Source organism: Microbispora sp. NBRC 16548, from assembly GCF_030268985.1.
Taxonomy (GTDB): Bacteria; Actinomycetota; Actinomycetes; order Streptosporangiales; family Streptosporangiaceae; genus Microbispora; species Microbispora catharanthi.
This window is the reverse complement of the sequence record NZ_BSSF01000007.1, coordinates 484,954-499,677: the sequence shown is the minus strand read 5'-3', so window position 1 is coordinate 499,677 and position 14,724 is coordinate 484,954. Positions and strand designations below refer to the sequence as shown.

Here is a 14,724-nt window from a genome sequence, read left to right as displayed (position 1 = left end):
CTCAGGAGGCGTCGGCGGAATCCGCCGGGGCCGTCTCGGGGGTGGAGGCGCGGAACCAGCGGCAGCCGTACCTGCCCATGGGGAAACGGGCCCGCCCGGAGCCGGAGATCTCGACCGTGCCGTCCACCAGCAGGTCGGTCAGCACCTTGGACGAGTCGAGCCCGTCCAGCGCGATCTCCACCTCGACCTCGGCCTCGCTGAGGTTGTGCACGGCCACGACCGTCTCGCCGTCGCAGTCGGCCCGGTGGGCGAACACGGCGTCCACGCCGGTGTCGAGCACCGTGTACTCGCCCCACGCGAACTCCGGGCAGTCGCGGTAGTGCCGGATCAGCCGGGTGATCCACGACAGCAGCGAGTCGGGGTCGCGCTCCTGCGCGCTGACGTTGACCTTCTCGGGGCCGTAGTCCCCGGTGGGCATGGGGATCTGCACCTTCGAGGGGTCGGCGTCGCTGAAGCCGCCGTTGCGGTGCGGGGTCCACTGCATGGGTGTCCGGACGGCCTGGCGGCCCTCCAGCTCCAGGTTCTCCCCCATGCCGATCTCCTCGCCGTAGAAGAGCACCGGGGTGCCCGGCAGGGAGAACAGCAGGCTGTAGACCATCTTGATCCGGTCGACGTCGCCGCCCAGCATCGTGGGCAGGCGCCGGCGCAGGCCCCGGCCGAACAGCTGCATGTTCTTGTCCGGGCCGAAGGCCGCGAAGACCTCCTCGCGCTCGGCGTCGCTCAGCTTGTCGAGCGTGAGCTCGTCGTGGTTGCGGACGAACGTCGCCCACTGGGAGTCCTTGGGGGCCTCGGGGCGCTCCCGCAGGGCGGCGGCCAGCGGGCCGGCGTCGTTGCGGGCCAGCGACAGGTACGTCCGCTGCATGGTGATGAAGTCGAAGCACATGGTGATCTCGTCGCCGAGATCGTTGCCGAAGTATCGCACCAGGTCGTCGTACGGCAGGTTCACCTCGCCGAGGAGGATGGCGCTGCCGTCGCGGCGGCTGAGGAAGGCCCGCAGGCAGGCGAAGAACTCGTGCGGATCGGGCAGATCACCGCTGTCGGTGACCTGCTCGACGAGGAACGGCACGGCGTCCACCCGGAAGCCCGAAAGACCCAGCTCCATCCAGAACCCGAGGATCCGGGAGATCTCGTCCTGCACCTCGGGGTTGGCGGTGTTCAGGTCGGGCTGGAACCGGTAGAACCGGTGGAAGTAGTACTGCTCGGTCTTCTCGTCGTACTCCCAGAGGCTGTCCTCCTTGTCGGGGAACACGATGCCCTTGGGATCGTCGGGCTCAGGCTTGTCGGACCAGATGTACCAGTCCCGATAGCGGGAGTCCCGGCTGGAGCGCGCCTCCTTGAACCAGGGATGCTTGTCGGAGGTGTGGTTGACCACGAGATCGGCGATGACCCTGATGCCGCGATCCCTGGCGACCCGCATGAACTCGACGAAGTCGCCGAGCGTGCCCAGGCGCGGATCGACGCTGTAGAAGTCGGTGATGTCGTAGCCGTCGTCCTTGTCCGGCGTCGGGAAGAACGGCATCAGCCAGATGCACGTCACGCCCATCCGGTCGAGATGGTCGATGCGCTGGATCGCCCCCCTGAAGTCACCGATCCCGTCGCCGTTGCCGTCGGCGAAGGTCTCGATGTCCAGGCAGTACACGACCGCGTTTTTCCACCAGAGATCGGAGGTCATGCTCAGTCTCATGACCATTCCCGATGCCCGGCAAAAGAACGGCAAAACATCGGGCCCGCGCCGCGGCAGCGGCGCGGGCCGACGTGGTACCGCTCACGCGGCCTCTCACGGCCGCCGTGTCACCGTGCGTCACGTCCTACAGCGGCGTGACCTGTTCGGCCTGCGGTCCCTTGTTGCCCTGAACGGTCACGTAGCTGACTCTCTGGTTCTGGTCCAGCGTCCGGTAACCGTTCGAAGTGATCGCCGAATAATGAACGAACACGTCAGCGGTGCCGTCGTCCGGAGCGATGAAACCGAAGCCCTTTTCGGCGTTGAACCACTTGACAGTGCCTTCAGACAACTGCTTCTCCTTCTTGGAAGCCACACCATGTTCCCAGGTCGAGAGCATGAGGCTGCGTAGCGGATTCATCGCGCGACCGCGTGAGACGCTGGAAATGCGCGTATATCCGCCGCCGGGACGAACCCGGGTGCGCTTTTTACAAACCATGTTTTCAGGAATTGTCCACTGCGACACTCGCAGCCTGTACGGAGAGTACCCGCGATTACCCGAGGCTATGCCGGTGCCGCCATATACCAGCGGGCGTGCCCGTCACCGCGCGTGAGCGAGTCGAGCCGCCGGGGCAGCTCCTGGCGGGAGAACGGGTCGCCGGAGGCGTTGCGGATATGGATGCCCACGGCGTACATGTCCCGCACCTCCATCAGTGTGCTGTAGCCGGGCCACAGCCGCAGGTCCGAGCCGTACGCGCGGGCGAACTCGTCCACGTCGGCCGCCGACAGGCCGAAGCGGCGCTGCCCGTGGTAGGTGTGCACCAGGTCCCACTCGCGCGGGCCGACGGCCACGCCGTCCCAGTCGCACAGCACCACGTGCCCGTCCTGGCAGCGCAGCAGGTTGTCGATCCAGGCGTCGCCGTGCAGCAGCACCGGCGGGCCGGTGTCCAGGTCGCGCCAGCGCCCGGTGAGCTCCTCGATGCGGTCGCTCAGCCAGGACCGCTGGCCGGCGGTGAGCACCTCCGCCCGGTGCTCCACCGCGTGCCGCACCTCGGCGAGCGGGTCGGTGAGCGTCCGCAGGCCCACCGGCGGCACCGGCTCGCGGTGCAGGCTGCGCAGCACCCGGCCGAGCTGCCGGGTCGTCGGGCGGCCGCGGGAGGGGACGTACCGCCAGAAGGTGACCACCCGGCCGTCGTGCACGATCGGCTGATCGGCGATCTCGTCGGCGGGCCGCACGGTCGGAAAGCCCCGGTCGGCGAGCCAGCGGGCGACCGCCACGACCACCGGCAGCCGGGTCAGCGCGTCCGGCGCGGTCGCGATCCGCACCACCATCTCCCCGCCCGCCATGTCCCCGCCCGCCGTGTTCCCGCGCAGTTTGAAGACCGCGTTGCTGCGCAACCGCAGGAGCCGCGCGCCTCGCGCGTCCATCCCGATCTTCGCGCAGACCTCGCGCAGGACCCCGAACGCCTCCTCGGCCAGCGGTGCCGGCTCCATCGTCCTCATGGCGGTTTCAGGCGTTCTCGGCGTTCTCGGCGACGGGGAAGTCCGCAGCGGGGAACAGCCCGCTGAGGGCGAGCGTGGGCGACGACTCCGACAGCACCCGCCGCAGGCGCCGTACGGCGGGCAGCGCGGGGTCGGCGTCCGCCAGCAGGGCCCTGGCCCGGGTGACGACGATCGAGGTGCGGTGTTCCGCGGGCACCTGGCGCAGCGCGTCCGCGGCGATCCTGCAGGCCTCCTCGTGGTCGCCGTGCCTGGCCAGGTGGCTCGCCTGGTCGAGCAGGATCAGCGCCGGGTCGATGGTCTGGAAACCCGGGGGGAACCCGTCGATGCCCTGCACCTGCAGGGCGTCCCCCAGCTCGATCAGCGTGCCGGTGCGGTAGAACTTCATCCGCTTCTCGGTGAAGACGAAGGCCAGGTCGTCCTGGCTGATGCCGCGCATGCGGGCGAAGATCTGCTCCGCCTCGGCGAGCGCGATCCTGGCGGCCTTGCCGTCCCCCATCCTGGCCAGCGCGCGCGCCTCGGCCGCCGCCGCGAGCGCCGCCGGCGAGCTGGGGGCCGAGCCGGCCAGCATCCGCGCCTCGCGGGCCAGCCGCACGGTCTCGTTCAGGTCGCCGTAGTAGTAGAGGAGCATGGTCTGCTGGGCCCGCACGAGCGCCCGCAGCCGCAGGTCGCCCACGTCGTCGGAGGCGGCGCGGGCGGTGCCGTACCAGGCGTGGGCCTGGCGTGTGTCGCCCAGCTTCATCAGCGCGTCGGCGGCGAGCAGGGTGAGCATCGTGGTCGCGGTGAGCAGGCGGCGCTGCACCGACGACGGCTGGCGGACCGCGCTCAGCCGGCGCACATCGGACATCTCCAGCATGACCCGGCAGAGCATCGGCGTCGGCGGGGTCGTCATGTACTCCCTGCGGTAGCGCAGCACCTGCTCGTCCAGCCGGTCGAGCTGGTCCTCGCTCACCGTGCCCGCGGCCAGCGTGCGGTCGAGGTCGTGGCGCAGGCCCTCGACCTCCGCGAAGAACCGGCCGCTCGGCGTGCCCATCAGCATCGCCTGGTGGAACAGCGCCCGGCGCTCCGCGTCGTCGGCGGCCGGGTCCTCGGCCCGGGCCTGCTCGGCGGTCTGGCCCGGCCCCACCACGACGATCTTCTGTCCGCCCTGGTCCTCGCAGTAGTCGGCGGCCAGGCCGAGCCGTACGGCGTTGGCCCGGTAGAGCCGGGCCAGCAGGTCGATGGTCTGGGGACGCGGGCGTGCCCGGTTGTTCTCCCAGGCGTTCAGCAGGTCGATGCTCGCCCGCGGGTGGCCGAGGTCCTGCTGCTCGCACAGGTGCTCCAGCTCCTCGATCGCCTGCCGGGCCGACCACCCGCGACCGAGCCTGTGGGCCTTCAGCAGGCTGACGCCGCAGCACCCGTGGATCGCCTGGACGGTCTGCCAGAGCGTCCACTGCCGCACCTGTGCCTGTTCGCGCCAGCGACGCGCGCAAGCGGGTGAGTGCTCTCCGCGGGCCATGTGCACGCCCTCCACTGGTGAAGCGGTCCCCGTTTACGGTTGTTTCCCCAAGGTAAACGCGCAGGCACGCAACGCCCGAGACTGTTATGCCTTCGTGTTCGCGAACCCGCGTGTGTTCCACGGAATCCCGGTGAGTTCCCTGGTTATTGCACGGTTTCGGGGAATCGGGGCGATTGCCGGTGGGTCGTTGCGGGTTCACCCTTTCCGGTGATAGGTCCTGACGTTCCGGAGGCTGACCATGACGACGGTAGACCGCAGCGAGGCGATGGACCACCTGGAGCGGCTCGCCGCGCAGCTCGAGGCCCACTCCTTCCAGGTACGCCTGACCGCGCCGGCAGGCCTCTATCCCCGTCTGCGCGTCATCAACCCCATGGAGCCCACGATGGCCGAGGACGTGCTCGCGTCCAACGCCAGCGACGGCGAGTGGTGGTACTGGCTGTCCTGGGCGGGCCGGATCGGGCACGCCTCCGACGTCGTCACCGCCGCCGAACGGATCGCCAGCGTCCTCCACGTGATCCGCCGCTGAATCAGGTCAGGCGAACTTGGACGTGGGGCGGTCCTGGAGGACGCCGTCGACGTACACGTCCACCTTCTCGTCGTAGAAGGCGACCAGCCCGGCGATCTTCTGGGACTCCGGGAGCGGCGTGGGATAGGACCAGACGAGGTCCTTGCCGGACTCGTCGTCGCCGACCGACCAGTACACCGCGCGGCCCTTGTACGGGCAGTGCGTCACGGTCTCGGACGGGCGCAGCAGGTCCAGCCGCACGTCGGTCTTCTGCAGGTAGTAGCGCGGCGGCAGGCCGGTCTCGAACAGGATGCGCGGGCTGCGCGAGTCGGCGACGGTCACGCCGCCCACCTCCACGCGGACGTGGCGCGAGCTGGCCAGGATGTCCACCCGCGTGTACGGGTCGCGGGCGTGGACGAAGACCTCCTCGTCCTCCTCGAACCAGTTGTCCATCGCGTTCCAGTCGAAGCGAACGTGGCCCCGGATCTGCTCCAGCGGCGCGTCGTCCCCGTACCTCAGGGCGGCGCCCGCCCGGCCGGCCACGTCGTGGACCGCCGCGTCTCCCCTGCTGGGCGAGTGCCGCGTCTCCCCGCTGGCCTTCAGCTCCTCCACGCGGACGTCGTCCGCCGGGAAGTAGTACGTCGGGTAGTAGGGGACCTCCCAGACCAGCAGGGCCCGGGTGGTGTCGGCCACCGCCCGGCCCTCGACGTAGACACGCACGCGCTTGGCCGTCGTCTCCACCCGGACGCGGCCCCGTTTCGTCGGCTCCATGCCTGCGCCAACCAGCGGGCGGATCGTCCTTATTCCCCGGCCTCACAATCGCCATTTCCCGGTGTGCGGGGCGGGGTCGGCCCGCGCTATCGACAGCGAGCGGATAAGTCGCTTACCCTCGGCTAGGTGGGTCTTCGCCTTTACGATACGCATCGCCGCGCCGTCCGCGATTTCGCCCCCCGAATTCCCGGAACGGTGTCGATTTATCTCTGCGGTCCCACCGTCGTCGTCCCGCCGCATCTGGGACAGCTCAGGTCGCAGGTGAATTTCGACATCCTGCACCGCTGGCTGAAAAGCAGCGGATATGAGGTCCTGCTCTGCCGGAACGTCACCGACATCGAGGACAAGATAATTCACCGGGCCATTTCCGAGGGGGTTCCGTGGTGGCGGATCACCGATCCCGTCCACCGCGCCTTCGTCCGCACGTACACCGCCCTGGGATGCCTTCCGCCCAGCGTGGAGCCGCGGGCGACGGGACACATCCCGGAGATGGTCGAGATGGTGGAGCAGCTCGTGGCGTCCGGGCACGCCTACGAGTCCGACGGCAACGTCTATTTCTCGGTCGGCTCCTACCCGCATTACGGGTCCCTCTCCCGGCAGCAGGCCAGGCATCTGCGAGCGGCCGAGGAAAACGAGCACGGAAAGCGCGATCCGCGTGATTTCGCGCTGTGGAAGAGCGCCAAACCCGGCGAGCCGGCGTGGAACTCCCCCTGGGGTGAGGGGCGCCCGGGGTGGCATCTGGAATGTTCCGCGATGGCCCGCAGATATTTGGGCGCCGAATTCGACATCCACGGCGGCGGGGCCAATCTGATATTTCCGCACCACGAGAACGAGATGGCCCAGTCGCGGGCCGCCGGGGATTCGTTCGCACGCTTCTGGCTGCACAACGGGCCGGTGACGCACCGGGGCGAGAAGATACGCAAACATCTCCGCAATCCACTGGCCGTCCCGGCCCTGCTCGACCGCGTACGGCCGGCCGAACTCCGCTATTACCTGGCGGCGGCCCATTACCGGTCGCCGGTGGAATTCAGCCCCGACGCCCTGGACGAGGCGGCGGCGGCCTACCGGAGGATCGAGAGGTTCGTGCTGCGGGTGGCCTCCGACGCCGCCGCGTCCCTTCCCCCGCAGTTCAGCGATGCCATGGACAACGACCTGAACGTGCCTCAGGCCCTCGCGGCCGTCCACGGCGCAGTGGCCGAAGGCAACGCCGCACTGGCGTCCGGAGATCGCCGGCGGGCGGCCGGGAAATGCCGATCGGTCCGGGCCATGCTGAATGTGCTCGGCCTCGATCCGCTCAGCGACACCTGGCATCGGGAAACGCATCTGCAGGAAGTCGCGGGGGCCGTACTCCGGGTGGTGCGTAATCTCGCCGCCGCCAGTGCCCGGCAGGGAGATCACGAACGCGCGCGGATCATGGAGCAGCACATCGAGAGGGCGCTCGCTAAACGGCGCCAAATCGAGCACGCCGCGCTTATCAGATAGATCTTGACGCCCGGCCCGGAGTGAACGCTCACATCCCGGCCGAGTCCGGCCTCTCGGGGCACGGACACGACCACGGCGTGCGAGTAGCCCCGACGGGCAGTCTGCGACGTGCGGGTGACCGACGGGCGCACGTTACAAGAACAAGAACTGACGCGCGGAGGATAATTTCGGCCAATTCATGGGAATCATGACGGCACCAGCTGACGGACACCGCCGAAAGGAGGGCCCCGATGAAGAAGGTGCAGATCGTGCCGCGACCGCGGCCACCGAGAACTCCCGCTCCGATGGACCTGCGCACCCCCTCGGGAAGGGTCCTCCCCTACTAGACCCCGCTTCTTGGACCCCGGTGGCCCGGATCAGCTCTTGGCCAGCTCGTAGCAGTGGGCGAAGCCCTCCAGGACGGCGGGCCAGGAGCACCGGACCGGCTCCGTCTCCCTGTTGTGCTCGGCGATCGACTGACGCAGGGCGGAGTCGCGGGCCAGCCGTACGACCGAGGCGACGAGATCGTCGAACGTGCGGCCCAGCAGGCCCTCCTTGCCCGGCCTGACGAAGTCGGCCACGCCGCTCTGCGCCCGCGCCACCACCGGCACGCCGGCCGCGCGGGCCTCGAGCGCGGCCAGGCCGAACGACTCACGCGGAGCCGGGGCCACGAACACGTCGGCCACGGCCAGCAGGTCCTTGATCTGCTCCCGGCTGTACCTGCCCGGCAGCGACACCCAGCCCATCCGGCGCGCCCGCAGGTAGCGCTCCATACGCCCGCGGGCCGGGCCGTCGCCCACGATCGTCGCGCGCATCGCGATGTCCCTCGGCACCCGGGTGCGCACCGTCTCCAGCAGCTTCAGCAGCCGCAACGGCTGCTTGCGCGGCGCCAGTCTGCCGACCGCCACCACATGGACGACGTCGTCCACCGGCCCGTCCTCCGCGTCCCGTACCGAACCGGGCTCGGGCCGCCACGCGGTCACGTCCAGGCCGTTCGACACCACCTGTACGGGCACGCGGGGCCCGGCCACGGCGCGGATGGGGCGCGCGGCGGCCTCGCTGACGGCGGTGAGGACCAGGCCCCAGCGCCGCCACTCGAACGCCGCCTGCAGCGCCCGGTAGACGCCGCGGGTGACCGGATCCCACATGCTGTGGACGGTCGCGACCACCGGCAGCCCGGACCGGACCGCCGCGCGCACTCCCATCCACGCGAACGGCGAGACCGCCCCCGTGTGGACGTGCACCACGTCGAACCGTCCGCTCGCCATGATCCGGAGAAGGTGGGCCGTGCCGCGCGGATGGACCGGCAGGTCGAAGGGGAGGTTCGCGACCACCCGGTGCACCCCGGGCAGCTGCTCCCCCGGCGTCGCCGTCACCACCTCGACCGTGTGGCCCGCCTCCCGCTGGGCCCTGACGAGGTCGGCGACCTGCACCTCGATCCCTCCGAGCCGCGGCAGGTAGCAGTCGCTGACGTGAAGAATCCTCACCGGGTCAGCCTGGCAGAGCACGCCACGCCCATCAAACCGCACGCCTATTCAGACTGCTCACGGGGAGGGCGACGTCGCGCGACCTGGGCCACGTGGGATCATGGGCGGAACTGGCCGCGACGGCAGCCGCGACGGCAGCCGCGATGGCGCTGACGAGTGGAGCACGCGATGACGACGTTCCGTGGGGCGCGATGAGGACGGCGGTGTTCTTCCACGCCCATCCCGACGACGAGGCGCTGCTGACCGCCGGGACCATGGCCATGCTGGCCAACGAGGGGCATCGCGTGGTGCTCGTCGTCGCGACGGCCGGCGAGCGCGGCCTCGCCGACCTTCCCCACGGCGAGGAGCTGGGCAGAGCCCGCATGGACGAGCTGCACCGCTCGGCTGCGGCCCTGGGCTGCGCCCGGGTCGTGCTGCTCGGCTACGGCGACTCCGGCCTGGCCATCGACGGCGGCGTGGCCGACGACCGGCCGGACAACGCGTTCATCGACGCCGACATCGAGGAGGCCGCGCAAGGGCTGGCCTCGGTGCTCAAGGAGGAGGCCGCCGACCTGCTCACGATCTACGACCCGGCCGGCGGCTACGGCCACCCCGACCACGTGCAGGTCTACCGGGTCGGAAGCCGGGCCGCAGAGATCGCCGGGACGCCCATCGTGCTGGAGGCGACGGTCGACCGCGACCTGCTGCTGAAAGGTGTGCGGCTGGCCTCCCGGTTCTACCCGGCGATCGACGTGCGGAGCTTCGAGCGGGCCTACTCGCCCCGCGACGCGATCACCCACCGGGTCAACGTGCGCAAGTACGCCAAGGCCAAGCGGGCGGCGATGGCGGCCCACGCCAGCCAGGCCACCGGCGGCGACGGCGACCGCACGCTGGGCGCGATGCTGAAGATCCCCGTATTCGCCTACCGCTTCGTCTTCGGCACCGAGTGGTACGTACGCCGCGGCCTGCCCCGCGGCACCCGCCTGCGGCATCCCTTCGACGGCAGCCCGCAGGCCGCCCCCTAAGGGGCGTGATCCTCCGCCAGGAGGATTCGGCCGCCCCCGGGGCCCGGCAGACTGGAGGGGACCGACACCGGATTGGGGCGTACGCGGGTGAACAGGAAGTGGCTGCAGATCGCGCTGTCTGTGGTCTCGCTCGGGCTGGCCGCGGCGCTGGTGCTCTATCTCCCGGAGATCGTGCACACGCTGACCGGCGCCACCGTGAGCTGGACGGAGATCGGCCACCAGTTCGGCGGTCTCGGGTGGCAGACGATCGCGCTGATGACCGTTCTGTGGCTGGCGAGCCTGTGGGCGTACACGTTCGTGATGACCTCCGCGCTGCCCGGCCTCACGCACACGCAGGCGCTCACGCTCAACGCGGCGGGAAGCGCGGTCAGCAACCTGCTGCCGTTCGGCGGCGCGGCGGGCGTGGCCCTGACGTTCGGCATGACCCGCGGCTGGGGCTTCGCCAACCGGCCGATCGTCGTCTACACGCTGGTCACCGGCATCTGGAACTCGCTGTTCCGGTTCATCCTGCCCGCCGTGGGGATCGTGTGCCTGCTGATGGCGGGCAAGGCCACCAATCCCACGGTCGCCAAGGCGGGCTGGGCCGGGGCCGTCTCGATCCTCGTCCTCGTCGCCGTCGTCGCCACGGCGCTGTACTGGGACCGCGCGGCCGCCGTCCTCGGCCGCGTCCTCGACGGGCTCGTACGGCTCGCGCCCCGGCGGTTCCGCCCGGCGGAGCACGCGGCGTCGGCGGCGATCGAACGGCTGCGCAGGGACACGACCGACATCATCCACAGCCGGTGGGCGGGCCTGTCGCTCGGGATGGTCGCCTTCCTCGTCCTGCAGTGCCTGATCATGGCCGCCTGCCTGGTCGCCACCGACTCGTACCCGGGGCCGGCCGAGACCGTCGCCGTCTTCGCGCTCAGCCGCGTCCTCACCACCGCCCTCGTCACGCCCAGCGGAGCGGGGATCATGGAGGGGGGCGTCGCCACGCTGCTGATCGGGGCGTTCGGCCAGCCCGCCGGCGGGGCCACCGCGGCCGCCGTGCTGTTCGGCTTCTGGACCTATACGATCGAGATCCCCTGGGGCGGGCTCGCGCTCGGCGGATGGGCCCTGCTGCGCAGGCGGGAGACCCGCGCCGCGAACGCGGAGGCGGAATCGGCCGCCTCCCCGCACCGCACCCGGGTCCGCTGATCAACTGCGGGTCACCCTGCCGATCTCCTACACTCGCGGGCGAGAAGGTGAGGGTGTCCGGGTTGGTGAATGCCTTGTGCCCCTTCGCGGGCGCGCATACGGTGACGCCTGAGATAGGACGACCAGCGGCGGCCGGCAGGCACGACGCACGACAGCGGAGGAGCGCCCGATGAGCCCCCCGACGAGCCCGGTGACGTTCCGGGTCCTCGGTCCTGTGGGGGCGCACGACGGCACCGACGAGCTCGACCTCGGCGGGCTGCGGCAGCGCGCCGTGCTGGCCCGCCTGCTCGTGGCGCGCGGCCAGGTCGTGCCCGTGGACACCCTGCTGTTCGACCTGTGGGACGACGACACCGCCAAGGGCGCCCAGTCGGGATTGCAGGTCTACATCTCCCGGCTGCGCCGCGTGCTTGAGCCCAACCGCCCGCGCGGCGGGCCCAACCGCCTGCTCGTGACCGTCGCGTCGGGGTACGCCCTGCGCGCCGCCCCGGAACAGGTGGACGCGCTCCGCTTCGAGGCCATGGTCCGCTCGGCCGGGGAGCGGCTGGAGGAGAGCCCCCAGGCCGCCCGGGCCCGGCTGGACTCGGCGCTGGCGCTGTGGCAGGGCACGCCGTACTCGGACTTCGCCGACCAGTCCTGGGCGGAGGCGGAGGTGGCGCGGCTGAGCGAGCTGCGCCTGGTGGCCAGGGAGCGGCACGCCGACGCCGGGCTGCGGATGGGCCTGCACGCCGAGACCGTGCCCGACCTGGAGGCGCTGACCACCGAGCACGCCCTGCGCGAGGAGGGGTGGCGGCTGCTCGCGCTCGGGCTGTACCGGTGCGGGCGGCAGGGCGACGCGCTCGCCGCGCTGCGCCGGGCCCGCACGATCCTGTCCGACGAGCTGGGCATCGACCCCGGGCCGGCGCTGCGGAAGCTGGAGTCGGACATCCTGGCCCAGGACCCCGGGCTCGACCTCGTGCTCCCCGCGCCCCGGCGGCCCGCCGAGATCACCGCGACCTGGCCGCCCCGGCCGCTCGCCACCGGCGACGCCCCGCCGCTGGAGCCCGAGCCGTTCGTCGGGCGCGACGCCGAACTGGCCGCGCTCGCCGCCGCCGCGCCCCGCGCCCAGGCGGGCCGGTTCACGGTCACCGTGGTCAGCGGCGATCCCGGCGCGGGGAAGACCACACTGGTGCGGCGGCTGTTCGAGCGCCTGGAGGGCGACGGCTGGATAGGGGCGACCGGTGGCTGCCCCGACAGCACGGCGACCCCGCCCGGCTGGGCCTGGGTCGAGGTGCTGCGCGCCCTGGTCGCCCGCAGGGGCGCGGGCGAGTATGCCGCGTTGCTGGCGCCGCTGCTCGACGACGCCGCTCCCGACATCGCCGACGACGAGGCGTCGGGCGGCTTCCGGCTGCACCGGGCCGTCGGCGGCTACCTGTCGGCCGTGGCGCGCGAGGCCCCGCTGCTGATCCTCCTGGAGGACCTGCACTGGGCCGACGACCAGACGCTCGCACTGCTGCGCGCGCTGCCCAGCCTGCTCGCGGCCAGCCGCGTGCTCGTCGTGGTGACCTGCCGCGACGGCGAGCTGAACGACCAGCAGCAGGACGTGCTGGCCGCGCTGGCCCGGCTCGACCCCGTACGCGTGGGGCTCGGCGGCCTCGACGACGCCGCGGTGGCGGAGCTCGTCCGGGCGACCTGCGTGCACGACGTGGACGACGAGGTCGTCAGCACGATCGTCGAGCGGGCCGGGGGCAACCCGTTCTTCGTCAAGGAGACGGCCCGGCTGTTCGAGGCCGAGGCCGACATCTCCGAGGTGCCCTCGGGCGTGCGCGACGTGCTGCGGCGGCGGATCGCCCGGCTGCCTGAGCGGGCCCAGCAGGTGTTGCTGCAGGCCGCCGTGATCGGCCGCGATGTGGACGTGGACGTCCTGGTCGACGTGTCCGGCGACGAGGACGCCGTGGTGGACGCGGTCGAGGCGGCGCTGCTCGCCGGGCTGGTGACCGAGCCGGGCCCCGGCCTGCTCAGGTTCGACCACGACCTGGTCAGGGACACGCTCTACTCGGACGCCTCCCGGTTGCGCCGCTCGCGACTGCACGCCGCGGTCGCCTCGGTGATCGAGCAGCGCAGCCCGAACGACGTGGCCGCGCTGGCCCACCACTACGACGCGGCGGGCACGGTGGAGACCGCCGCGAAGGCCGTACGGTACGCCGGGCTGGCGGCCGAGCAGGCCGAGCGCAGGTTCGCCCACCGGGAGGCCGCGACGCTCTGGCAGCAGGCCATCGCCGCCTTCGACCGTGCTGCCACAGGCCGGGTCCACGCGGGCCGCGGCTCGGTACGCGACCGGCTGGAGCTTCAGCTGCGGATGATCAGGGCGCTGGCGCTGTGCGGGGACATGACCGCCGCCCGCGCGCACCGGGGGGAGGCGATGTCGGTCGCGCTGCCCCTCGGCGACCTGGAGCTGACCGCCCGGGTCGCGGCGGCGCTCGCGGTGCCGCACAAGGGCATCGCCCGCGACTTCACGCGCACGGCCTGGGAGATCGTCGACGTCACCGAGAAGGCGCTGGTCGAGCTGCCGCAGGGCGAGCAGTCGCTGCGGGCCAGCCTGCTCGCCACGCTTGCCCTGGAGCTGGAGGGGTCGGCCACCGAGCGCGGCTACCAGGCGTCACTGGAGGCCGAGGAGCTGGCCAGGTCGAGCGGCGACCCCGCGCTGCTGGCGATGGCGCTCAGCGGGCGGCTGCGGCAGTCGTACACGCTGACGCAGGTCGACGAGCGCGAGACCATCGGCCGTGAGCTGCTGCGGGTCGGAGCGGAGTCGGGCCAGATCTCGGTGCAGACGCTGGCGCACCTCGTGCTGCTGGAGTGCGCGGCGGCCCGCGGCGACTTCGCCGAGGCCGACGAGCACCTCGCGCAGGCCGAACGCCTCGGGCGGCAGTACGCCCTGCCCGCCCCCGCGGCCGTCGGCGCGTGGTACGCCGGGCAGCGGTTGATGATCACCGGTGACTACGCGGGGGCCGAGCGGGCCTACCGGAACGCGGCACGGCTGACCGCGCGGGCCGGCATGCTCGAAGGCCGCCAGGACCTGCCGCTGATCGCCACGTTCTGCCTGCACCTGGTGGACGGGCGGGCCGCCGAGATGGCCGAGCCGCTGGGCGAGGCCCACCAGCGCGGCGCGAAGTGGACGCTCGACGCGTACGCCGTGGCGCTCGCCTCGGCCGGCCACGTGAGGGACGCCCAGGTGGTGGCCGCGAGCCGGGAGCCGGTCCGCACCGACTTCCTCTACGAGCTCGCCCTCATCTGGCGGGCGCTCGCCGGGATGCTGCTGGACGACGAGGGCCGGATGCGGGAGGCGTACGAGAAGCTGGCGCCGTTCCGCGACCGCATCGCCGGGGCGGGCACCGGCGTGGTCGCCCTGTGGCCGGTGGCGAAGACGCTCGGCGACCTCGCCGTACGGCTCGGCCTGCCGGCCCGCGACCACTACGAGAAGGCGCTGGCCGTGGCCGAGCGGGTGGGCGTGCCCCGCTGGGTCGCCGAGGCGCACGGGGCGCTCGCGAACAGATGAGCAAGCAGAGGAGGCAGGGAAAGGACGGATCGATCGCCGGTTGACATTCGCGTGCAATCAGCGCGATCCAGGGCGCTAAGGTGAGGCTTGCCTAAATGACTGCCCCGATGACCGGCGGTGAGAGCACGTGCGG

The 14,724-nt window shown here is 71.6% G+C and carries 11 protein-coding genes; 5 read left to right on the top strand and 6 right to left on the bottom strand.

The features are described from left to right. Window position 1: 1 nt before the first annotated feature. The 4 genes from QSK36_RS22550 to QSK36_RS22535 all read right to left on the bottom strand — a co-directional run bounded on the left by QSK36_RS22550 (window position 2) and on the right by QSK36_RS22535 (window position 4,658). Entirely contained in the window at window positions 2-1,672 is a 1,671-nt protein-coding gene (locus tag QSK36_RS22550) for an alpha-amylase family protein (RefSeq protein ID WP_285783780.1), read from the bottom strand. Window positions 1,673-1,808: 136 nt separating this feature from the next. After that, window positions 1,809-2,012, bottom strand: coding sequence for a cold-shock protein (locus tag QSK36_RS22545; RefSeq protein WP_030511616.1), 204 nt, complete (start codon window positions 2,010-2,012; stop codon window positions 1,809-1,811). 212 nt (window positions 2,013-2,224) lie between these two features. Further along, on the bottom strand, window positions 2,225-3,154 hold the full coding sequence (locus QSK36_RS22540; protein ID WP_285783779.1) for a phosphotransferase enzyme family protein: 930 nt from the start codon (window positions 3,152-3,154) through the stop codon (window positions 2,225-2,227). 16 nt (window positions 3,155-3,170) lie between these two features. Continuing rightward, window positions 3,171-4,658, bottom strand: a complete 1,488-nt coding sequence (locus QSK36_RS22535) for an NsdA family TPR-like regulatory protein (RefSeq protein ID WP_225898489.1) — start codon at window positions 4,656-4,658, stop codon at window positions 3,171-3,173. 238 nt (window positions 4,659-4,896) lie between these two features. Here QSK36_RS22535 and QSK36_RS22530 point away from each other — a divergent pair, with 238 nt between their 5' ends. Continuing rightward, window positions 4,897-5,184 (top strand): hypothetical protein, encoded by a 288-nt coding sequence (locus QSK36_RS22530; RefSeq protein WP_079315904.1) that lies wholly within the window; start codon window positions 4,897-4,899, stop codon window positions 5,182-5,184. Window positions 5,185-5,190: 6 nt separating this feature from the next. On the opposite strand, the gene QSK36_RS22525 is transcribed toward QSK36_RS22530, so the two are convergent. Further along, window positions 5,191-5,934, bottom strand: a complete 744-nt coding sequence (locus QSK36_RS22525; RefSeq protein WP_285783778.1) for a DUF427 domain-containing protein — start codon at window positions 5,932-5,934, stop codon at window positions 5,191-5,193. A 126-nt stretch (window positions 5,935-6,060) separates the two neighbouring features. On the opposite strand from QSK36_RS22525, the gene cysS reads away from it, so the two are divergent. After that, window positions 6,061-7,416 (top strand): cysteine--tRNA ligase, encoded by a 1,356-nt coding sequence (gene cysS / locus QSK36_RS22520; protein ID WP_285783777.1) that lies wholly within the window; start codon window positions 6,061-6,063, stop codon window positions 7,414-7,416. A 356-nt stretch (window positions 7,417-7,772) separates the two neighbouring features. Here cysS and QSK36_RS22515 read toward each other — a convergent pair whose 3' ends face one another. Further along, a complete protein-coding gene (locus QSK36_RS22515) occupies window positions 7,773-8,882 on the bottom strand; it encodes a glycosyltransferase family 4 protein (protein ID WP_285783776.1) in 1,110 nt (369 codons plus the stop codon). A 92-nt stretch (window positions 8,883-8,974) separates the two neighbouring features. Here QSK36_RS22515 and QSK36_RS22510 point away from each other — a divergent pair, with 92 nt between their 5' ends. The 3 genes from QSK36_RS22510 to QSK36_RS22500 all read left to right on the top strand — a co-directional run bounded on the left by QSK36_RS22510 (window position 8,975) and on the right by QSK36_RS22500 (window position 14,591). Continuing rightward, window positions 8,975-9,886: a PIG-L deacetylase family protein gene (locus QSK36_RS22510; protein WP_285783775.1), complete on the top strand. Its 912-nt coding sequence runs from the start codon at window positions 8,975-8,977 to the stop codon at window positions 9,884-9,886. A gap of 87 nt (window positions 9,887-9,973) precedes the next feature. Next, window positions 9,974-11,059 carry a lysylphosphatidylglycerol synthase domain-containing protein gene (locus tag QSK36_RS22505; protein ID WP_183540098.1) on the top strand — a complete coding sequence of 362 codons (1,086 nt, stop codon included), beginning with the start codon at window positions 9,974-9,976 and terminating at the stop codon, window positions 11,057-11,059. Window positions 11,060-11,228: 169 nt separating this feature from the next. Continuing rightward, window positions 11,229-14,591, top strand: a complete 3,363-nt coding sequence (locus tag QSK36_RS22500) for an ATP-binding protein (RefSeq protein WP_285783774.1) — start codon at window positions 11,229-11,231, stop codon at window positions 14,589-14,591. Window positions 14,592-14,724: the final 133 nt, after the last annotated feature.

What these genes read in the sequence shown, in the direction of transcription:
- QSK36_RS22550 (WP_285783780.1), bottom strand. Translation starts at nt 1,672, where the DNA reads ATGACCTCCGATCTCTGGTGGAAAAACGCGGTCGTGTACTGCCTGGAC.
- QSK36_RS22540 (WP_285783779.1), bottom strand. Translation starts at nt 3,154, where the DNA reads ATGGAGCCGGCACCGCTGGCCGAGGAGGCGTTCGGGGTCCTGCGCGAG.
- QSK36_RS22535 (WP_225898489.1), bottom strand. Translation starts at nt 4,658, where the DNA reads ATGGCCCGCGGAGAGCACTCACCCGCTTGCGCGCGTCGCTGGCGCGAA.
- QSK36_RS22530 (WP_079315904.1), top strand. Translation starts at nt 4,897, where the DNA reads ATGACGACGGTAGACCGCAGCGAGGCGATGGACCACCTGGAGCGGCTC.
- QSK36_RS22525 (WP_285783778.1), bottom strand. Translation starts at nt 5,934, where the DNA reads ATGGAGCCGACGAAACGGGGCCGCGTCCGGGTGGAGACGACGGCCAAG.
- QSK36_RS22500 (WP_285783774.1), top strand. Translation starts at nt 11,229, where the DNA reads ATGAGCCCCCCGACGAGCCCGGTGACGTTCCGGGTCCTCGGTCCTGTG.